The sequence below is a fragment of the Mucilaginibacter rubeus genome, from assembly GCF_003286415.2.
Classification (GTDB): domain Bacteria; phylum Bacteroidota; class Bacteroidia; order Sphingobacteriales; family Sphingobacteriaceae; genus Mucilaginibacter; species Mucilaginibacter rubeus_A.
The window spans coordinates 6,782,237-6,802,040 of the sequence record NZ_CP043450.1; the positions used below are offsets into that span (position 1 = coordinate 6,782,237).

18 protein-coding genes are annotated in these 19,804 nt (G+C 43.2%); 15 read left to right on the top strand and 3 right to left on the bottom strand.

Annotation, left to right across the window (positions count from 1 at the left end; translation table 11 throughout):
• Nucleotides 1-358 precede the first annotated feature (358 nt).
• The 10 genes from DEO27_RS27605 to DEO27_RS27650 all read left to right on the top strand — a co-directional run bounded on the left by DEO27_RS27605 (nucleotide 359) and on the right by DEO27_RS27650 (nucleotide 8,427).
• The gene (locus tag DEO27_RS27605) at nucleotides 359-1,939 is read left to right on the top strand and encodes a 2Fe-2S iron-sulfur cluster-binding protein (protein WP_262714152.1); all 1,581 of its coding nucleotides are present in this window, start codon (nucleotides 359-361) and stop codon (nucleotides 1,937-1,939) included.
• Complete coding sequence (locus DEO27_RS27610; RefSeq protein WP_112571277.1) at nucleotides 1,939-3,198, top strand: hypothetical protein; 1,260 nt, start codon at nucleotides 1,939-1,941, stop codon at nucleotides 3,196-3,198. The genes DEO27_RS27605 and DEO27_RS27610 overlap by 1 nt, the downstream gene beginning before the upstream one ends.
• A gap of 181 nt (nucleotides 3,199-3,379) precedes the next feature.
• Nucleotides 3,380-3,709 carry an ArsR/SmtB family transcription factor gene (locus tag DEO27_RS27615; RefSeq protein WP_112571275.1) on the top strand — a complete coding sequence of 110 codons (330 nt, stop codon included), beginning with the start codon at nucleotides 3,380-3,382 and terminating at the stop codon, nucleotides 3,707-3,709.
• A gap of 54 nt (nucleotides 3,710-3,763) precedes the next feature.
• Nucleotides 3,764-4,336 carry a DUF6428 family protein gene (locus DEO27_RS27620; RefSeq protein WP_112571273.1) on the top strand — a complete coding sequence of 191 codons (573 nt, stop codon included), beginning with the start codon at nucleotides 3,764-3,766 and terminating at the stop codon, nucleotides 4,334-4,336.
• Nucleotides 4,337-4,346: 10 nt separating this feature from the next.
• Nucleotides 4,347-4,772 (top strand): arsenic resistance N-acetyltransferase ArsN2, encoded by a 426-nt coding sequence (arsN2, locus tag DEO27_RS27625; protein ID WP_112571271.1) that lies wholly within the window; start codon nucleotides 4,347-4,349, stop codon nucleotides 4,770-4,772.
• Entirely contained in the window at nucleotides 4,769-5,191 is a 423-nt protein-coding gene (locus DEO27_RS27630; protein ID WP_112571269.1) for an arsenate reductase ArsC, read from the top strand. The genes arsN2 and DEO27_RS27630 overlap by 4 nt, the downstream gene beginning before the upstream one ends.
• A gap of 64 nt (nucleotides 5,192-5,255) precedes the next feature.
• Nucleotides 5,256-5,882: a hypothetical protein gene (locus tag DEO27_RS27635; RefSeq protein ID WP_112571267.1), complete on the top strand. Its 627-nt coding sequence runs from the start codon at nucleotides 5,256-5,258 to the stop codon at nucleotides 5,880-5,882.
• A gap of 43 nt (nucleotides 5,883-5,925) precedes the next feature.
• Nucleotides 5,926-7,011, top strand: a complete 1,086-nt coding sequence (gene arsB, locus DEO27_RS27640; protein ID WP_112571265.1) for an ACR3 family arsenite efflux transporter — start codon at nucleotides 5,926-5,928, stop codon at nucleotides 7,009-7,011.
• The gene (locus DEO27_RS27645) at nucleotides 7,011-7,769 is read left to right on the top strand and encodes a metallophosphoesterase family protein (protein ID WP_112571263.1); all 759 of its coding nucleotides are present in this window, start codon (nucleotides 7,011-7,013) and stop codon (nucleotides 7,767-7,769) included. The genes arsB and DEO27_RS27645 overlap by 1 nt, the downstream gene beginning before the upstream one ends.
• Before the next feature lies 1 nt (nucleotide 7,770).
• On the top strand, nucleotides 7,771-8,427 hold the full coding sequence (locus DEO27_RS27650; RefSeq protein ID WP_112571261.1) for a metallophosphoesterase family protein: 657 nt from the start codon (nucleotides 7,771-7,773) through the stop codon (nucleotides 8,425-8,427).
• Between the two features lie 254 nt (nucleotides 8,428-8,681).
• On the opposite strand, the gene DEO27_RS27655 is transcribed toward DEO27_RS27650, so the two are convergent.
• From DEO27_RS27655 to DEO27_RS27665, 3 genes are all read right to left on the bottom strand, one after another.
• The gene (locus DEO27_RS27655; protein ID WP_112571259.1) at nucleotides 8,682-9,317 is read right to left on the bottom strand and encodes a hypothetical protein; all 636 of its coding nucleotides are present in this window, start codon (nucleotides 9,315-9,317) and stop codon (nucleotides 8,682-8,684) included.
• 245 nt (nucleotides 9,318-9,562) lie between these two features.
• Nucleotides 9,563-9,982 carry a hypothetical protein gene (locus DEO27_RS27660; RefSeq protein WP_223818073.1) on the bottom strand — a complete coding sequence of 140 codons (420 nt, stop codon included), beginning with the start codon at nucleotides 9,980-9,982 and terminating at the stop codon, nucleotides 9,563-9,565.
• Nucleotides 9,983-10,251: 269 nt separating this feature from the next.
• Nucleotides 10,252-11,106: an AraC family transcriptional regulator gene (locus DEO27_RS27665; RefSeq protein WP_112571255.1), complete on the bottom strand. Its 855-nt coding sequence runs from the start codon at nucleotides 11,104-11,106 to the stop codon at nucleotides 10,252-10,254.
• Nucleotides 11,107-11,185: 79 nt separating this feature from the next.
• Here DEO27_RS27665 and DEO27_RS27670 point away from each other — a divergent pair, with 79 nt between their 5' ends.
• From DEO27_RS27670 to DEO27_RS27690, 5 genes are all read left to right on the top strand, one after another.
• Nucleotides 11,186-12,508, top strand: a complete 1,323-nt coding sequence (locus tag DEO27_RS27670) for a cation diffusion facilitator family transporter (protein ID WP_146749898.1) — start codon at nucleotides 11,186-11,188, stop codon at nucleotides 12,506-12,508.
• An 8-nt stretch (nucleotides 12,509-12,516) separates the two neighbouring features.
• The gene (locus DEO27_RS27675) at nucleotides 12,517-12,942 is read left to right on the top strand and encodes a hypothetical protein (RefSeq protein ID WP_146750034.1); all 426 of its coding nucleotides are present in this window, start codon (nucleotides 12,517-12,519) and stop codon (nucleotides 12,940-12,942) included.
• Nucleotides 12,943-13,014: 72 nt separating this feature from the next.
• A complete protein-coding gene (locus DEO27_RS27680) occupies nucleotides 13,015-17,379 on the top strand; it encodes a CusA/CzcA family heavy metal efflux RND transporter (protein ID WP_112571251.1) in 4,365 nt (1,454 codons plus the stop codon).
• Entirely contained in the window at nucleotides 17,363-18,535 is a 1,173-nt protein-coding gene (locus DEO27_RS27685) for an efflux RND transporter periplasmic adaptor subunit (protein WP_112571249.1), read from the top strand. The genes DEO27_RS27680 and DEO27_RS27685 overlap by 17 nt, the downstream gene beginning before the upstream one ends.
• The gene (locus tag DEO27_RS27690) at nucleotides 18,528-19,769 is read left to right on the top strand and encodes an MFS transporter (RefSeq protein WP_112571247.1); all 1,242 of its coding nucleotides are present in this window, start codon (nucleotides 18,528-18,530) and stop codon (nucleotides 19,767-19,769) included. The genes DEO27_RS27685 and DEO27_RS27690 overlap by 8 nt, the downstream gene beginning before the upstream one ends.
• The last annotated feature ends 35 nt before the right edge of the window (nucleotides 19,770-19,804 follow it).

The following is a 19,804-nucleotide window of genomic DNA, read 5'->3' on the forward strand; positions in this document are numbered from 1 at the left end:
CAATTTAAAATTGCAATAGAAAAGCCAAATGATGTTCAAGTCCTTGTTCATTTAGCTCTCCTACCTTTGTTATTTGCATTTAGCATCATTTCATTACACTACTGCACAGAAACTAATCCTAAAAAAATCTTTAATCTTTCCCGGTTTCTACCACCCGAAAGGTTGTTTCTGCAATACTCCGTTTTCCGTATCTGATTTTTGATTTCCTGCTATAATATGCGCTTGCCGTTCATACGGCAGGTATCTTCTGGAAATCTTAAAATCATCCTCTATGTCAGATTCAATATTTCTGCAATTATCTGCTGACGCGGGTATTGCAGCTACAATCATATTTACCGTCAATTACCTGTTCGGTATATTGATCAGTACTTCTTATCAACGGGCAACTCTTTATCAAAAACTACCAAAGGCCTTAAAAAGCATCAGTATTTATAACTGGCATAATTGGACAGCCTACATCGCATTATCCATTGTATTACTGCACCCGGTTTTATTGCTCTTTGACCCGGCAACAAAATTTTCGTTTGTTAATATTGTTTTTCCTATTCATGCGCCAACACAAAGGTTATATGTGGCGTTAGGCACTATCTCCATGTTTGCTATTGTTCTGGTTATTTTGACTACGCAAAAAGCTATCAAAAACCGGCTTGGTTTTCGCGCCTGGAAAAACATCCATTTAATATCTTATGCAACCGGGTTGCTTTTTATTATACACGGTATCGTGATGGACCCGGAATTAAAGAATAGGCCGGTTGATTATTTGGATGCGGAAAAATTGGCCAGTGAGGCCTGCTTTTTAATTTTATTGGCGGCAGTCTATTTCAGGGTTCGTTACGTGATCAAAAAAAGACAAACATCAAAATTTTATAAGCTGCGCATTTCAAAAGTAATTAGCGAAACAACCGATGCAAAAACATTTGTTTTGGAGATACCTGAGAACCTAAAAAATGTATTCAACTATATCCCAGGTCAATTTATACAGTTAGAATTAACAGTGAACGGTGACGAGTATAAAAGAGCTTATTCGCTTTCAAGTTCTCCTTTCACCGATGACGGCCTTTACTTTACGATCAAACGGGTTAAAGATGGCATCGTTTCTAATTTTTTAAACGATACTATTACGCCTGGCGATGAACTTCTTGTGCTTCCGCCATCAGGTAATTTTTTTAAAGAATATTCTTTAATCGCCCCAACCCATTTTGTATTTTTTGCTGGCGGAAGCGGTATTACGCCCATATACAGCATTATCAAATCTCTGTTACATCAACAGCCCGATTCCCACATATCCCTGATTTATGCAAACCGGGATTTAGATTCTATTATATTCCAAAGAGAACTTGAACTGTTAGAAGCGTCTTATCAGGAAAGATTGACTATCACCCATGTTTTAAGTGCCGCCTCTGTGGGATGGAGTGCACTAACGGGTAGGCTTGACCAGGATAAAATAGTTCAATTTATGCATAAATGGAAAATCATGCCGGTTGCGAATACCGTCTATTATGTGTGCGGGCCTTCGCCATTTATGGAATTAGTTGAACAGGAATTAGCTTACCATAAAATACAGCCCTCTAAAATTCATTTGGAAAAATTCATATCCATCAGTAATGCCGAAGATCTGTTAAAGGCAGGTACCGGCTTAGAAGATATTGATACCGTCGGAGCCAGTTTAAACGCGCAGTTAGATGGAAGCAACCATAAAACCAGTTGTAAAAAAGATCAAATCCTATTAGATGTATTATTAGCGAACGGGATCAACGCGCCATATTCCTGTAGAGAGGGTATTTGTTCAAGCTGTAAGGCAAAGCTCGTTGAAGGGATGGTTATGATGAAAAAGCACACATCTCTAAGCGATACAGATATTAAAAACGATCAAATTTTGACTTGCCAGGCCTTTCCACTGTCTGCAAAGATCAGGATTGATTATGACAACCTAAAATAATGGGAAGGTTCAAATATTGGATAGCAGTTGTGCTTTCGGTCCCCTTGCTATTTTTTAGTCTGCTGCTTCATGCGCAAACGGCAGATACTACTAAAAAAGTTACTTTTACTGATAGCGCAACCCGGCCACATCCTTTTCAATACGATAAGGATTCCGGTTTGCAGTATAAACAGGGGGATTTTACTTTAACAACCTGGGCTTATGCTGAAAGTTTGTTTTCACCTGGTGATTATCCCGCATTCAGGCGGGTAAGACAGGGTATGGAGTTTAAACTTCCGGCTTATAACTTTCGGATCAATGGCGAGAAGTATAGAACGGTATTATTTTATGAGGTGGACTTTACCGACAATAAGTTCTTCCAGGCGACCAAACGTTTTAAGGATTGGGAAAATTTATTTATTTCTTTTCAAAATGCGGACGACCCCAATAAATTCAGAATACTTTTTGGTGAAAACACGCACATCCTTTCTCGTGAAGATAACCTCTCGTCAGGCAATCTTCCCACCATTAATAGAAGTCTGATCTTAGAAGAACATGGCTCCGTAAATAATTTCGGCGTGCAGTGGGGCTTGCAAATACAAAAGCAAATTAATCCTACTATGCTTCTGCAATTTGCCATGCAGGATAACCGGGGTTCAATGAACACGGATACGCCACGGTACCAGTTTTGGAAAGATATAGCCGTTAAGGTAACAAAAACCTTAATCACCCCAACGGGTAAATGCCCCGAAAGATTAAACGTGGGTATTGCCATTGACCGGACAGCTGATATTACCAACAGAAGTTTTGTTTTTGCGTCCGCAATAAACCAGGTTTCGCTTGGGAGCACACCCGCTACCGGGAATAAATTCAGTTTTGAAAACAATTTGGATTATACCAATAGCCTTGGCGAGCATTTATATACGTTTGAATATGAAACGATTTATTCCCGTTATTCAGATCAGGGTTTAAATCTTGCAGGCGGCTATGCGATGCTGCAATTTCAGCTCTTTGATAAAGAAAGTACAGGCGATCTGGTTCCCTTTGCCATGTATGACCTTGTTAATTTGTCAAATAGGGTCCAGACCGCTACAGAACAGGCAATCAGGTTAGGATTCAATTATAACTTGCCTTTTACACATAAATTGGTAAACTTCCATGTCGAATACGCCAAACACTTTTTAAACGGTTCTTCACAAATAATTAGTCCGGGCCAGCGAAATTTTGATGAGTTTCGTTTTGAATTCCGGGTGAACGTTGCAAGATATTTAAGATTTTAAATTTATACCAAACGTTATTTGGATACTATCGCGCCTCACTTACTGCTTTTCCTTTGAATGAAGCTTTTTCGCCACTCAAAGCATATATAAATTATTTAATAAATTACTTACGGATTTATGAAACTGAAGTAAAAATTAATTTGATAATTGAATTATTAATCGTAATATTGCAATATAAAGTATGGGCTTAACTAAAACAGAAATATTCACCGAAAAACAGAACAGGTTAGCAGTGATGCTTAAAGCTATCGCGCATCCTGCCCGTATCGCTATCTTACAGGAGATCATTAAATCTAATACCTGTATTTGCGGCGACCTGGTAGATGAGCTGGGCTTGGCGCAGCCAACCATTTCGCAGCATTTAAAAGAACTGAAAAATGCCGGACTGATACAGGGAACGATTGAAGGCGTTAGCGTATGCTACTGCATCAACCCGCCGGTTTGGAATGAACTGCGTGAACAGATGAGTGGTTTCTTTGCGGCTTATGATCTGAAAGCGACCTGCTGTTAAAAAAATTTGATTAAATCCATCGCAATATTGCAATAATATAATAACCATAAAGCCATGAATAAAGTAGAAGCGATCAGCTGGAAAACCTTCAAAGACACCTTATCACAGCATCCCGACCTTGACCTGCAATTCCAATATGCAGAGGGCAAACTGGTAGATGCAGCCTATCATATTACCGAGATCAAACAAGCGCCGATCACTTCAGTAGATTGTGGTGGTGTGATGAACGCTTGGACGGAGATCATTGTGCAGTTATGGGTACCAGAGAATGCTGAACAACAGGAACGCTCCATGAAAGTAGGTAAGGCTTTGTCTATTGTTGATATCGTAGAAAAAATGTTGCCGCTTAATCCTAACGGCACGGTAAAGATCGAGTTTGGTAATTCAGCGTTTGATACCCGCCAGATGTTCCCAAATGAAATGATAATCGACGGCAACGCGTTGACTGTTGACCTGCGCCCTGATGCGGTACAATGTAAAGCTATCGGTCGTGGCGGTAGTTGCGGTACGACTGAAAAAGGTGAAGAGTGCTGCACACCTGCGGTAGTGGAAAAACCTAAAGTACAATTAGTCAACCTTGCTGCACCAGCGGAAGCTTGCTGCACACCGGGAGGGGGCGGCTGCTAAATATTATAAAATGATCATCGACAAGGCCCAACCCTATAAAGAAAAAATGATCGAATTGCTGGCGGCTGAAAAGCTGCCGGTAGCCGACCTACCCGAAAAGCTGGATAACTTTATTGTTGCCATCCAGGACGGTATAGTGGTTGGTGTAGCCGGTGTAGAAGTTTATGGAAATAACGGATTACTGAGGTCTTTAGCTGTGCATCCTGAACACAGAGGTGCCGGGATAGCAGGTAAACTATTAGCACGGCTGAACAGCATAAGTAAAAAGAATAGCCTTACAGCTTTATATCTGCTCACAGAAACCGCACCAGCTTACTTCGAGCGAAAGAAGTATAGCAAAATAACGCGCGAAGAAGTACCAGTCGAGGTTCAGCAATCATCCGAGTTCAGCCATGTTTGCCCGGTATCGGCCATTGTTATGAAAAAAGAATTATGAGTAAGAAAAATATATTAGTACTCTGCACCGGCAATAGCTGTCGCAGCCAGTTAGCCGAGGGTTACCTACATTATTTTGCAGGTGACAAGGCCAATGTTTACAGCGCGGGTATTGAAACCCACGGTGTCAATCCAAAGGCGATTCAGGTGATGGCCGAAGATCATATTGATATCTCGAAGCACACTTCTAATTATGTGGATGAGTATATCGCCATCCCATTTGACCAGGTGATCACCGTTTGTGATAACGCGAATGAAGCCTGCCCGTTCTTTCCCGGTAAGGTCGAACGCTTTCACGAGAACTTTCCCGACCCGGCCAAAGCTACCGGCACACCCGAAGAAGTAATGGCCGAGTTTCGCCGGGTTAGAGATATGATTAAAATTTACGCAGCCAACTTTGTAGCCGAACACGTTAACTAACCCTTTTTTACTCTTATATATCGTTAAATAGCAATAAACCAATTAAACCATAAAACTTAAAATCATGAAAAACTTATCCCTATTTTTCTTAGCAGGCTTACTGGTTGTAAGTTCGGCTTTCGCACCTGCCGGTGACCCTATTTATGCTGAGCTGGCACAGACTTTCAAATTGCTCAAAAAAAATACCCCTATTACAAATGACCGTCAGGATGAACTCGGTGGCATCCAGCAATTGGGTATTGTTACCAAAGGCAAAAAATTGCCGGTGATCGTCGAGTTTGTGGGCAATGATGGCTTTAGCGCACCTATTGCCAAGGCCGTGCTAAAAGCTGCGCTGGCTTCTTACGGTATAAATGATGTGAAAATCTTTGTTGTTGGCGCAGCCGCGTCTCCTAAAGTTGCACCGACACTCGCAAAACTCGGCTTTAAAGTAAGCGGCGATGAAGCCAAGTATAACGACCAGGGTGGTTCGGTTACCTTAGAAAGTTCGCCCTCAAATCCGCAGGCAATTCATATACTGGCACAGGAAAGCGCGGCATCGCTGCTGGCCAGCCCTGATAAGTTCGCCGTTAAATTGAAATATTCGCCCATTTCAGCAGGTGCGACCGATGAGCAGTACGAGGTACAGGCCAAACTGATCACAGCGGAAATGCTTTTTGCCGCTTCTAAATTCAAAGAAAACTGGAAGTAGTTTACACTCTATTCATATTAAAACACGATATACGCAATAAATTATGTCAGCAAACAACTGTACCCCGGTTGCCGAACGCAAAAAACTCAGTTTCCTTGACCGTTATTTAACGCTTTGGATATTCCTGGCTATGGCCATTGGTGTTGGCGTAGGTTACTTTATTCCCTCATCATCTGGCTTTATCAACTCGTTTTCCAGCGGAACGACCAATATCCCTTTGGCGATTGGTTTGATCCTGATGATGTACCCGCCATTGGCAAAAGTAAAATACGAAAACATGGGCGAGGTATTCAGGGATACCAAAGTATTGAGCGCCTCGCTCATCCTTAACTGGATCATCGGGCCAATACTGATGTTTATTTTGGCAATCACTTTATTACGCGACCATCCGGCTTATATGGTTGGATTGATCTTAATTGGCCTTGCCCGATGTATCGCCATGGTCGTGGTATGGAATGAATTGGCTGAGGGCAACCGGGAATATGCCGCAGGACTGATCGCATTGAACAGCATCTTTCAGGTATTACTATATAGTGTTTATGCCTATGTATTTATAACTGTGTTGCCGCCACTGTTCGGACTGAAGGGTTTAGCGGTGAACATCACCATTGGTGAGATCGCTAAAAGTGTCGGTATTTATTTGGGTATCCCTTTTGCCGCCGGTGTGATCAGCCGTTACTCTTTAATCAAACTAAAAGGCGAAGAATGGTTCCAAACGAAATATGTGCCTTTTATCTCACCGATAACACTCATCGCTTTATTGTTTACTATCGTGGTGATGTTCAGCCTGAAAGGCAACCTGATCGTTCAGATACCGTTTGATGTACTCCGTATCGCAATACCATTGGTGATCTACTTTACCATCATGTTCGTGCTGAGCTTTTTTATCGGCAAGTCGTTTGGTGCAGACTATTCCCGTTCAACATCGATAGCTTTTACAGCTACGGGTAACAACTTTGAACTGGCCATTGCTGTTGCCATTGGGGTGTTCGGCATCAATTCCGGCGAAGCCTTTGCCGGTGTGATCGGCCCTTTGGTGGAAGTACCTGCCCTGATCGCTTTGGTAAACCTCGCTTTTTACTTCCGAAAGAAATATTATACCGCTAAAACTTTAACGCCTGTTCAATAATGAAGATCGCCCTTTTTTCAGATATACATGCCAATTTACCGGCGCTGGAAGCTTTTTTTGCTGATGTTGAATTACAAAAGCCTGATGCCATTTATTGCCTCGGTGACCTGGTAGGCTATAACATCTGGCCGAATGAGGTTATTGATGAGATCCGTAAACGCAATATACCCTGCATCACCGGCAATTATGACTTCGGTATCGGACGACACAGCGATGATTGCGGCTGTGCTTATAAAACAGACGAGGAAAAAGCTTTAGGCAAAATATCTATCGCTTATACCAACGAGGTGGTGAAAGATGAGCAGCGGGCTTATTTGCGCACACTGCCAGCCCATATCCGTTTAGAGTTCCAGTTGAACAATGATAAATTGAATGTGCTTTTTGTGCATGGCAGCCCCCGCAAAGTGAATGAATACCTGTTTGAGGACAGGGATGAAAAAAGTATGCTACGCATTATGGAGCAGGCCGATGCGGATGTCGTGTGTTTTGGCCATACACACCAACCTTACCATCGGATACTGGAGGCGAACGACCAGTATTATCAGGCCATTAATATCGGTTCGGTAGGCAAACCGAAAGATAAAGACCCGCGCGGCGGTTATGTATTATTAAACATCAATGAAAGTAGCTCAAAAATGGATAAGGATAGCATACAGGTGGAATTTATGCGCTTTGACTATGATATTGAAAAAGCCGCCAAAGCGGTTGAAGATAGCCCGCTACCCAATGAGTATGCAGATATGTTAAGGAACGGCTAAGATGAGGATCGCACTTTTTTCTGATATACACGCCAACTTACCGGCGTTTGAAACATTTCTGGCTGATCTGGACAGCCGAAAAGTAGATGCGGTTTATTGTTTAGGCGATATGATCGGCTATAACATCTGGCCTAATGAAATCATCGCCGAAATACGTAGGCGCGGTATCGCTACATTGGCGGGTAACCATGACCAAAAAAGTAAAGGCTATGCTTATGAACTGGTATCGGCAAATAATCGGCAATATCTTAATACTTTACCGTCGCATATCAAACTGGAATATCAGCTCAACAATGACCAATTGAATATTGTACTGGCGCACGGCAGCACCCGCAGTATCAATGAATATGTCCTGGAGGATACAGACGAAGCCTATGTGCTGGATATGATGATCGAAGCCAAAGCTGACATTTTATGTGTCGGCCATTCCCACAAGCCCTACCACCGCATCATTGGTGAAAAGCATGTGATTAATATTGGGTCTGTTGGCAAACCTAAAGATGGAGATCCCCGCGGCTGTTATGTGTTGCTGACTCTTGAAAATGACATCCAGGTAGAATTTGTCCGATTCTGCTATAACATAGAAAAAGCGGTAAAGGCCATTGAAGGTAGTCCATTAGCAGATGATCTGGCTGACAGATTACGTAAAGCCAATTAATACACTTTTTAGGTAATCTCACCTCTTTATTTTACACATCATTTCCATTTTTGAATATCGCTTTTCTGTTCAACAAGTAAGCACCATTGAACCATGTGTTATAAACCTACTTCTGATCGTTCATATATTCGGTAATAACAGATTGTGAATGTTCACTCAAGAGTATCGATAAAATTTAGGGCATCCGCTTTTACGGATACCCTAAATTAGCAAAGTTTAATAGATCGCAGTGTTTTTGGCAAAGTAAAGCTTTTCTATAGATCCCTTACCGCTTTTATTCTTCTAACGATCTCTCCAGTTAGACCATCCTGGATGATCTCCCCGTTTACAATCTTATAATCATCTTCCTCGAAAACTTCCAAGTGAGCAACGATGGCTCCGTTGATATGAATGTCAAATCCTGGCCCATTCTGTACGATCCCGATCACGTTATCATCAGGGCCGAACAGGAAGTAAGGCGAGATATCATATAAGGGATGTTCCATGATCGCAGCAAGCTGCGCATCGCTCATGTAAAAGGCACTTTCCGGGTCATGCAGATCTTCTTCCTTTAAAACCGGTTGGTTATCTGCTTGGTCGAACCACTCTTCCACATGATCCTGAATGATCTTTACCAATTGCGCAACTTCCAATTCCTCAAGGATTTGTCCATCGTACCGCCACTCGAAAAAGTTTTCGTTAAAGAAGGTAATAGCGCCTGCAAAACCCATGTAAGTATCCATATCTAATTCTGCCGTTCTTGGGTTGCCATTGGAAAGGAAGTAAAACAATTGAAAAACGCCGGTGATACTGGTCCGGTTATTGAAACCGGGTATGGTTACGGGTACAATTTTGATCGCGGCAAGCCCGCCTGATTTCTTTTGAATTTTATAAACAATGTGCTGATTCATACTCCCAGGCAGTAGTTAAGGTTCGACCATGGGCTACTGCCGTTAATTAAAGAATATAAACGAGGATAATATACAGTTGCATCAGTTATATTTTTCCCAACTTGTTTTAAAAACGCAGGTATATAGGGCCAATTTTCCAACCGGAAATGAGCCGCAATTAAAATTAAATGTAAGGTCATGATAATAATTCAAGCTAAAAAATGAGATAATAGGTATCCTGGCCGGGAGCCCGGCATTAGCTTGGATCAGATCAAAAGAGCTTTGTTGGAAATATAGATCGGTTGGCTGTGCAGAAAAGGCGGCCCTGTGGGCCTTGGCCAGCTGATCCTACTCGTAATATGTAATGGGATATACAGAGCGGTATCAGCTTGCAGAATTGCAGTGGCCACATCTGCAGGTCGAAAGGTAAAATGAGCATGGGCTTTTGCATTTTCTTTGACTACATAGGTGCCATGGTGATAGCAGCAATTACAATCGCCCTTTTTGCAGTCCTCATCACTTTCCTTTTCATCATGAGTATGATCGTTGCCCGAAACAAACGCTTCACCATTCTTTGCTAATTGAACATAAAAATAATCCGTCGCGCAATGGAGCAGACATGCATAAGCGCCTGTTGAAAGCAACAGGTAAAATGATGTCATTATTAAAGCACAGATCTTTCTCATGAAGTACTTCCAGGCTAAAGGTATAAAAAAACAAATTCAGAATTTGATTCGTCGCACTTTTCGTTTTTAAAAGCTATGCCCTGTTGTTAGAAATTAAGAAATTTCATTCCATTTAGCAAACTCCCGGGAACGAAACTAAATGTGATATGGACAAAGCACCTGAATTTCCGCATAATAGCGTTGCAGCTTCCGCAATTTCATGTGTCTCCGCTTGTATTATCAAATGTTAAAATGAACTGTTTATTTGACGACCGAAGCTGAAATTCTGTTTAGCTTAAATGGGCTTTTCGGTAAGCAGAGGCGGTTTGACCATGGTTATTCCTAAACATCTTATTCAAATGGCTCTCATCTGTAAAGCCCATTTCGTCAGCAATTTCAGAAACCGTTAAACTGCTGTAACGCAGACGCGATTCTATAAGATTTAATCTGTATTGATTGATGTAAGCTTTTAATGTGTATCCGGTTTGCTGTTTAAAATTGCGGTTCAAATGATCAGGTGTTTTATGAAATGCTTTGGCCAGCATTTCTATTTTAAGCCGATCCTTATCATAAATATGTTGCTGAACATACGTTGTAACCTCATGAACAACATTCTTTAAACCTCTGTTTTTTAGTTCGCCCGCAATATTTTCCTGTATCCGCCTTGCGATCAGGTTAAGTAGTAGAAAAACGATATTCTGAATAATGATGCCACTATAAATTCGGTCGTGTTCTTTTTCAGCAGTAAGCTGGAATACCAATTTTTCGGTTAGCTCCGCTTCCTCGCTCGCCATTTCGATATGGCCTTTCGTGTTCTGGTGATTATGAAAAACATATTCCATATTGATAAAGAACTCACCAATTTCCGCCCGATCCATCTCCTTGCGCTTTCTTTTGGAAAACAGTTCTTTGGTGAAGTCTATGATACAACAGTATGTCCTTGTCTCTATTTTGAAGGTATGCGTATCCTCCGGCGTTAGCAGATACAGGTTTCCTTTCTGGTATTGATAATGATTATCATTGATGGTATGCACCCCGTTACCCTCCATGATATACAATAACTCAAAGTAGTGGTGACGATGTATCGGAGAGACTGATGAATGTATCTCTTTTGATATTATTTCTATATCCTGAAATAGTGGCATCAACAAAAGTACCGAAAAAAGCCGGTTTTTTACCTATGTAGGCATTTGTCTTAAAGATAATTTTGTACCTGTAAATTACATGGAAGAATCAATACAAACACCTTACGATACAAGACAGCTTAATGAGATCATTAAGCACAGGAGAAGTATTTATCCTTATCAGTACATTAAAGGCAAACAGGTGCCCGAAGAGATCGTCAGGCAGATATTAGAGAATGCTATTCGCGCGCCTAACCATAAACAGACCGAACCCTGGCGCTTTAAAGTGTTTTCAGGTGAGGGTTTGAAATATTTCGGCGATCTGCAGGCCAGCCTTTATAATCAGTTTGCCGGAGAATCTTTCAACGAGGACAGGCATCGTAAAATGCGGGAATATCCTTTGATGTCTTCTCATGTGATATCCATCGGTATGCGACGGGACGATACCGGAAAACTTCCCGAGAATGAAGAAATAGAAGCCGTTGCTTGCGCTGTGCAAAACATGTTCCTTTCTGTGACCGCCTATGGTTTAGGTTCGTATTGGACAAGTGCAGGTATCACTTATTTCGAAGAAGCCAAACCGTACTTTGACTTACAACGCAAAGATAAATTGCTTGGTTTTTTTTATATCGGATATCCTGCTAAAACCATAACTGGAGTATCGAAAAGAAATCCTTTGGAGGTTAGTACCGAATGGATTAGTGATAACCGGGACGATTTGCAGGAATTGCTGGCAAGGAACGAAACAGTGGCCCATACAAAATCAGTCAAAGAAACAATGGATGTACATGAGCATACCATAGACTATGAAAATACCAGCCGATGGGTTGTTTACTTAACGGTAGCTACCATGTTACTGGAGATCGGAGTCGGATACTATGCCAATTCTATGGCACTGACAGCCGAAGGCTGGCACATGTCTACCCACGTATTCGCCATTGGGCTTACCTGGCTCGCATACCTTTTTAGCCGCAGGTACGGGCAGTCGGGAAGGCATAGTTTCCAGCAAGACAAGGTGCTGTCACTTTCAGGGTTCACAAGCGCCATCGTTTTACAGATCATCGCCATTATTATGGCTATCGAATCAATTGACAGGTTGATACACCCGGTGCCGGTAAAATTCAGTGAAGCTATCATTGTCGCCGTGATCGGTTTGATCGTAAATGCAATTAGCGCTAGAATGTTGCATCAGGGAAACGGGCATCATGACGATAATATCAGGGCCGCCTATATTCATGTACTGGCGGACGGATTAACCAGCCTAACGGCTATTGTGACTTTGGGGTTTGGCTGGTATTACAATTTATATTGGCTTGACGCGGCAAGCGGATTGATCGGCGCTATCGTTATTACCAGCTGGGCTGTACAGCTAATCAAAAATTCCGGCGGCAAATTGATCGATTACGCCAAAGTCCTTAAATAGCCTGTGTTATGAACAAATATTTCTTTTACGCAACGAACCATATTTTGCCGCCTTTAGCCAAACGGTGCGATATATACTATATTTGTGGTATGAGGCTTTGGATCAGCAGATTTTTCTTAATGACAGGACTTGTCCTGCTGCTGTATCATAATATTTGTGCACATCATCATAACGAGGATCATCATGATCACATCGAACATCATGATAACGATGTCCTTGAACATGCGAAAGTAGACCATATATTTTCTTCCCAAACTTATCATTTAGACGGTCTACAAGCCCTCGTGCCGGTATTGATCTTTAAGCCGGATTTGGTTTTTGGAGGATTTCCGCTGACCCTGTATATCCAGCCGGTTGTCAGCCCCGATGAGCCTTACCCTCCGGGTTGGGTGACTAACGAAACTATACTTCGCGGCCCTCCTGCAGACTGTTAACATACGCTGTTTTTACAGCGAAAGGCTATGCCTTGTATTTTTTTCCGACCATTAACAGTAATCTTTTTCTAAATGTTAAATAAAATTATTGAGTTTTCCGTACGGAATAAACTCATCGTTGGCCTTTTTATATTCGGCCTGATATGTTTTGGTATCTACGAAGTGAAACGCTTGCCGATAGATGCCGTACCTGACATTACCGATAACCAGGTACAGATCATCACCCGTGCCCCCGCATTGGGCGCACCTGATGTGGAACGCTTCATCTCCTTTCCGATTGAACAATCCTGCCGTAATATTCCTGATGTAAAAAAAATCCGCAGCTTTTCCCGCTTCGGCCTTTCGGTGGTGACCATTGTGTTTGATGAAAAAGCGGAGATCTATTGGGCAAGGCAGCAAGTCTCCGAGCGGCTTAACGATATTGCCAGCCAAATCCCAACAGCATATGGCAAACCGGAAATGGCACCCGTAACCACTGGTTTGGGTGAGATTTACCAATACTCCGTCCGCGCCAAAGCCGGATACGAAAAGAAATATGATGCGATGGCCTTGCGCACTATTCAGGACTGGATCGTCCGTAAACAGTTGTTGGGCCTACCCGGCGTTGCTGATGTGAGCAGTTTTGGCGGCTACCTTAAACAATATCAGATCTCAGTTGATCCGGCACGCCTGAAAGCAAATAATATTTCCATCGGCGAAGTGTTCACGGCTCTGCAAAAGAACAACAACAATACGGGTGGTGCTTATATTGAACGCGGACCTACAGTGCTATTTATCCGTAGTGAGGGTTTAGTCAGTTCATTGGAAGATATAGGGAACATTGTGGTGAAAAACCTGCCCAACGGCACACCGCTGTTAATCCGTGATATTGGTGAAGTAGGTTTAGATCATGCGACACGTTATGGTGCAATGACCTGGAACGGCCAGCAGGAAGTGTCCGGTGCCGTCGTTATGATGCTGAAAGGTGCGAATAGCAACGAAGTGATCAAAAACATTAAGGATAAGGTAGTGCAGATCCAAAAGACTTTACCGCAGGGTGTCGTGATCGACGCTTTTCTTGACCGTACGAAGATGGTAGATAATGCCATTGGTACGGTAGAACATAATTTGTTAGAGGGTATTGCCATTGTACTAATCGTACTGATCATCTTTCTGGGCAATTTCAGGGCGGCTCTTATCGTAGCCTCAGTTATCCCGCTGGCCATGCTAATCGCGGTTATTTTGATGAACCTCTTTGGCGTATCGGGTAACCTGATGAGTTTGGGCGCACTTGATTTTGGCCTGATCGTCGATGGTACGGTCATTATCGTGGAAGCCATCATGCACGAAATTCACCTGAAAAAGCGGGCCGCGGTCAGTCATGAAGAAATGGATAACGACGTGATCAGCGTTTCGGCAAGGATGCGCAACGCGGCCATATTTGGAGAACTTATTATCCTGATCGTTTATATACCAATTTTCACCTTGCAGGGTATTGAAGGCAAGATGTTCAAGCCGATGGCACAGACAGTTGCTTTTGCTTTAATCGGGGCCTTTATCCTTTCCCTGACCTATGTACCAGTAATAAGCAGTTTATCTTTAAGCCGTAAGCAAAAGAATACGATGAACTGGTCAGATCAGATGATGAATTTTTTCCAGCGGCATTATCATTACGCGTTAGTAAGGGTTGTCAAACACCCTAAAATGACCATTGGCATTGCCGCTATTGCCTTCATCGTATCAGTATTTGTACTGACCCGATTAGGCGGTGAATTTATACCTAAACTTGAAGAAGGAGATTTTGCGGTAGAAACCAGGGTATTGACCGGCAGCGGACTACAAACTTCGGTGCAGGCAATTAAACAAGGTTCTAAAATACTGCTATCCAAATTCCCCGAAGTGGAACAGGTGGTCGGTAAAACGGGCAGTTCGGAGATACCAACTGACCCGATGCCCATTGAAGCCAGCGATATGATGGTGATCCTGAAGGATAAGAGCAAATGGACAAATGCCAAAAGTTTTGATGAACTCACCGAAAAAATGTCGAAGGAACTGGAAGCAGTACCTGGTGTTACTTTTGGTTTCCAATACCCGGTACAAATGCGTTTCAATGAATTGATGACCGGTGCTCGCCAGGATGTGGTCTGTAAGATCTTTGGTGAGAACCTCGATACACTGGCCATCTTTGCTAAGAAGTTGGGCACTATAGCCGGGGGTATTAAAGGCGCACGGGATATTTATGTGGAAGCGGTTACCGGTATGCCCCAGATCGTTATCCGTTACAAACGTGCCGCTATTGCCGAATACGGGCTGAATGTAGAAGACATTAACAGGGTGGTTAATACCGCATTTGCAGGACAAAGCAGCGGCACCGTTTACGAAGGCGAAAAACGATTCGACCTGGTCGTAAGGCTGGCGGGTGAACAACGTAAGCAGTTAAGCGATGTGCAGGATATGCTGATCCCTACACCCACAGGCAGCCAGGTGCCTTTACAACAGGTCGCCGATGTAAAGATCGAAGAAGGCCCGAACCAAATTCAGCGCGAAGACGCGCAACGGCGGATAATTGTCGGCTTTAATGTTTTGGGACGGGATGTGCAAAGTATTGTGGAAGAATTGCAACAGAAGGTAAACAACCAGATCAAGCTGCCGCCGGGCTATTATACCACCTATGGCGGTGCTTTCGAGAACCTGAACGCAGCCAAACAGCGTTTGATGATCGCCGTACCGGTGTCCTTATTGCTCATTTTCCTGATGCTATATTTCGCGTTCGGTTCGATGAGACAAGGGCTGCTCATCTTCTCCGCCGTGCCTTTATCGGCAATTGGCGGGGTGATCGCATTGGTAATAAGAGGAATGCCGTTCAGTATCAGTGCCGGCGTGGGTTTTATTGCCCTTTTTGGCGTAGCTGTATTAAACGGATTGGTGCTGATATCTGAATTTAACCGGCTTAGAAAAGATGGCTGGGATAATTTACGAAACATTGTATTTGAAGGTACAAAATTACGCTTAAGGCCGGTTTTGATGACCGCCGCGGTGGCCTCTTTAGGTTTTCTTCCAATGGCATTAAGTAATGGCGCAGGTGCCGAAGTACAACGTCCTTTAGCTACGGTAGTGATCGGCGGTTTAATAACCGCGACGTTCCTGACCTTATTCGTGCTGCCTATTTTGTATATCCTGTTTGAAAAAGGAAAATCCATGAAAATACCTGTTAAATCTGCGGTGATCGTCTTACTCACTTCTTTAGGGTTGTTCGCCGGAAGCACGAAAGCACAAACACCGATCAGCCTGAAGGCGGCGATAGATACCGCCTTTAAAAATAACCTGAACCTGAAAAGCGAACGGCTGAATGCTGATTATTTGAAAAGAATTACCGGTACGGGCGTTACGATTCCCAAAACCAATATTACTGGCGAATACGGCCAGATTAATAGCGCTTATAATGACAACCGCCTATCGGTAGTGCAGTCTGTTAATTTCCCTACGGTTTACACCCGGCAAAAAGCTTTGCTCCATGCGGAATACCAGGCCGGGGAACTGAATGTAAATGTCAGAAAAAAAGAACTGGAACGGCAAGTTACCGAAAGCTTTTATAACATTCTCTACCTGAAACAGAAATTGAGTTTGTTATTAAGTGCAGACAGTACCTATGCGCTATTTGTTAAAAACGCCAACCTACGCTTTGATAAAGGGGAAAGTAATATCCTGGAGAAAACAACGGCTGAAACGCAACGGGGACAGATCGCCCGCCAAACAGAAATGGTAAACGCCGATTTGCTAATTGCTGATGACCGTTTCCGTGTACTGCTCAATACAGCCTCGGATTACCAGCCGGAAGCCAGGGAACTGAAACTGCCCTTACCTTTGGCAACAGATACAGCATTTAGCAACCATCCGCAGGTATTGTTGTTAGGCCAGCAGCAACAGGTCAGCAAGGCACAAACTGCTTTAGAGCGTTCAAAACTCTTGCCGGATCTAAACATGGGTTACTATAACCAAAGCTTTAACGGTATACAAACCGTAAACGGGATAAACCGGACTTATGATGGTAGCAATCGCTTTTCATCCGTTCAGTTAGGTGTTTCGGTGCCTTTGTTCTTCGGTGCGCAAAAGAATAAAATCAGTGCGTCCCGTATTAAAGAACAACAGGCACAGATAGATTACCTTTCGGGATTACAGGCTTTGCAAAACCGCTATAAACAGGCGGCGGCGGAAGTCGTCAAATACCAAAAGTTGACCGCTTATTATGAAAAGACAGGTTTGCCCAATGCCACCCTGATCTTAAAAACGGCCAACCTGCAATTTACGGCCGGGCAGGTCAATTATCTTGAATATACCTTGCTCATTAACCAGGCAACAGCATTACGCAGTGAATACACTGATGCGGTCAATAATCTTAACCAGGCCATTATTCAAATTAACGCTCTTCAAAACAGAACCAATGAAACCAGCAACTAAAACATACCTTTATAAGACTACGGCGCTCATAGCAGCATTAGCGCTGTTTTCCTGCGGTGGCAAAACGGTCGACAAAACGGCAACCAAAACCATGGAGAAGCCAAAGACCGAAAACATGACCACTGTTACGCTCACCGACGCGCAGATCAAAACCGCCGGCATAGATACCGGCCACGCAGGTAATCGCCCGGTAGCGACCTCATTAAAAGTTACCGGTGCCATTGATGTGCCACCACAAAATATGGTAAGTATCAGTTTCCCAATGGGTGGCTACTTAAAATCAAGTAAGCTGTTGCCGGGTATGCACGTAAGCCGTGGCGAAACTATTGCAATGATGGAAGACCAGCAATTTATCCAACTACAGCAGGATTTTTTAACCGCCAAAGCCAAACTGAATTTTGCGCAAAAGGACTTTGAGCGCCAGCGTGATCTGAACGTCAGCAAAGCCAATAGCGATAAGATCTTTCAGCAGGCACAGGCGGATTATGAAAGCCAGAAGATCATGGTCAGTTCGTTGGCGGAGAAGCTGCGTTTAATCGGTATGAACCCGGCTAAAGTAACAGATGGCACTATTACGAGAAGCGCAGCTATCCATTCACCTATTGATGGCTTTGTGAGCAAAGTGAACGTTAACATTGGTAAATATGTTAATCCGAGCGATGTTTTGTTCGAGATCGTTGACCCAAGGGACATCCATTTAGCTTTGGATGTGTTTGAAAAAGATGTAACCTTATTGCACCAGGGGCAAACCGTGATGGCTTATACCAACAGCAACCCGGAAAAAAAATACCGCTGTAAAATTGTACTGATTGGCAAAGACTTGACCGATCAGCGTAAAACGGTGGTGCATTGCCATTTTAAGCAATATGATAAAGACCTCTTGCCGGGCACGTTCATGAATGCCGAAATTGAAATTAATGCCAATCGTCCGTTGACCCTACCGGAAGATGCCATTGTAAACTATGAAAACAAAAGTTACGCTTTTAAGGTAAAGGGAAAGAACGCTTATGAGATCGTAGAAATAAAACCGGGGATAGCTAAAGATGGCTATGTAGAATTACTGGCGAATAGTTCAGAATTGCGCAACCAGACCTTTGTAATCAAAGGAGCTTACAGTTTATTAATGAAAATGAAGAATACCGGGGAAGATGAATAACAGCAAAAGCCGTAACTGGCTCTCGGCTTTTGCCGACACTTTCGTGGCACTAAAGAATAAAGTATTCGCAGGCTTGTACTTCGCCCAGTCGGTCAGTTTATTGGGTGATGCGGTGACCTGGGTAGGATTAGCGTTGTTGTCTTACCAGTTTGGAAAAGAAAAATCGGCGATCATTTTGGCCAGCGCTTTGACATTGCGGGTAACCGCATTTATTATTTTCTCTCCGTTCGTCGGTGTTCTGGCTGATCGGGTAAGCCGAAAGACTATATTGGTCACGACCCACTTTATTCGTATGGGTATCGTAGCCAGCCTGCCATTCGTACAAGCCGAATGGCAGATCTATACCTTAGTATTTGCGTTAAACGTGTTCAATGCCTTCTTTACACCAACTTACCGCGCGGTGATTCCGCAGGTGGTAGACAAGGAACATTATCGGCAGGCTGTAGGTTTATCTACGGCAACTTTCCAAATATTAGGTGTATTAGGGCCCGGCCTAGCGGGCATCCTGGCAATTTGGTTCGGCGCAAGGGAGATTTTTTTTATCGATGCGGGTTCATTTATTATAGCTGGCGTATTGATCCTGATGCTGCCTGCAGGTAAGCTGCAAAAGAAAGTAGATAACACCCAGAAGACGTTTACTGCCTGGCAGGATGTAATTAAAGGGATAAAACTGCTATTCGGCAATCCTATTATACGCTTTGCGCTGATCATTGAGTTTGTTTCTGCACTTGCCGGTGCTCAAATACTGGTTAACTCGGTCGGTCACATCAAAAGCGGCTTGCATTTAGATGATAAGCATTACGGTTGGGTAATGGCCGCATTTGGCATTGGTGCCAGCATCGCGGCATTTGTAGCAGGAAGCCTGGACAAAACAAAGACAAGGCGCATATCCCTGATCTTAGGGGCCTTAATCTTAGCGATAACGATCTCCATTACGAATTTCGTTAGCTTTCCTATCATGATGGTTTTATGGGTCTTTGCAGGTTTGGGGCAAAGTTTGGCGGAAATGCCATCAGAAACACTGATCGGTGAAAATACCGCAGAAAATGAGCAGGGTAAAGTTTACGGTTCACATTTTGCGTTTTCCCATTTGTGGTGGGCTATTGCGTACCCTATAGCAGGCTACACCGGCAGCCATTTTGCAGGAAAGGATTTTTTATATGGCGGTCTTATTTCTATAGCATTTTTAGCGATAGCCCTGTTTTTTATGAAGCGCCATAAGAAAGATGGCTAATGAAAAAACGATGTGATTAAACTATTAAGAGCATT

Excerpts from the sequence above, each read along its gene's own strand:
- DEO27_RS27660 (WP_223818073.1), bottom strand. The coding sequence starts at position 9,982 with ATGAGAAAGATCTGTGCTTTAATAATGACATCATTTTACCTGTTGCTT.
- DEO27_RS27680 (WP_112571251.1), top strand. The coding sequence starts at position 13,015 with ATGTTAAATAAAATTATTGAGTTTTCCGTACGGAATAAACTCATCGTT.
- DEO27_RS27685 (WP_112571249.1), top strand. The coding sequence starts at position 17,363 with ATGAAACCAGCAACTAAAACATACCTTTATAAGACTACGGCGCTCATA.
- DEO27_RS27655 (WP_112571259.1), bottom strand. The coding sequence starts at position 9,317 with ATGAATCAGCACATTGTTTATAAAATTCAAAAGAAATCAGGCGGGCTT.
- DEO27_RS27620 (WP_112571273.1), top strand. The coding sequence starts at position 3,764 with ATGAATAAAGTAGAAGCGATCAGCTGGAAAACCTTCAAAGACACCTTA.
- DEO27_RS27690 (WP_112571247.1), top strand. The coding sequence starts at position 18,528 with ATGAATAACAGCAAAAGCCGTAACTGGCTCTCGGCTTTTGCCGACACT.
- DEO27_RS27665 (WP_112571255.1), bottom strand. The coding sequence starts at position 11,106 with ATGCCACTATTTCAGGATATAGAAATAATATCAAAAGAGATACATTCA.
- DEO27_RS27650 (WP_112571261.1), top strand. The coding sequence starts at position 7,771 with ATGAGGATCGCACTTTTTTCTGATATACACGCCAACTTACCGGCGTTT.
- DEO27_RS27615 (WP_112571275.1), top strand. The coding sequence starts at position 3,380 with ATGGGCTTAACTAAAACAGAAATATTCACCGAAAAACAGAACAGGTTA.
- DEO27_RS27645 (WP_112571263.1), top strand. The coding sequence starts at position 7,011 with ATGAAGATCGCCCTTTTTTCAGATATACATGCCAATTTACCGGCGCTG.
- DEO27_RS27675 (WP_146750034.1), top strand. The coding sequence starts at position 12,517 with ATGAACAAATATTTCTTTTACGCAACGAACCATATTTTGCCGCCTTTA.
- DEO27_RS27610 (WP_112571277.1), top strand. The coding sequence starts at position 1,939 with ATGGGAAGGTTCAAATATTGGATAGCAGTTGTGCTTTCGGTCCCCTTG.
- DEO27_RS27630 (WP_112571269.1), top strand. The coding sequence starts at position 4,769 with ATGAGTAAGAAAAATATATTAGTACTCTGCACCGGCAATAGCTGTCGC.
- DEO27_RS27635 (WP_112571267.1), top strand. The coding sequence starts at position 5,256 with ATGAAAAACTTATCCCTATTTTTCTTAGCAGGCTTACTGGTTGTAAGT.
- DEO27_RS27670 (WP_146749898.1), top strand. The coding sequence starts at position 11,186 with ATGGAAGAATCAATACAAACACCTTACGATACAAGACAGCTTAATGAG.
- arsN2 (WP_112571271.1), top strand. The coding sequence starts at position 4,347 with ATGATCATCGACAAGGCCCAACCCTATAAAGAAAAAATGATCGAATTG.
- arsB (WP_112571265.1), top strand. The coding sequence starts at position 5,926 with ATGTCAGCAAACAACTGTACCCCGGTTGCCGAACGCAAAAAACTCAGT.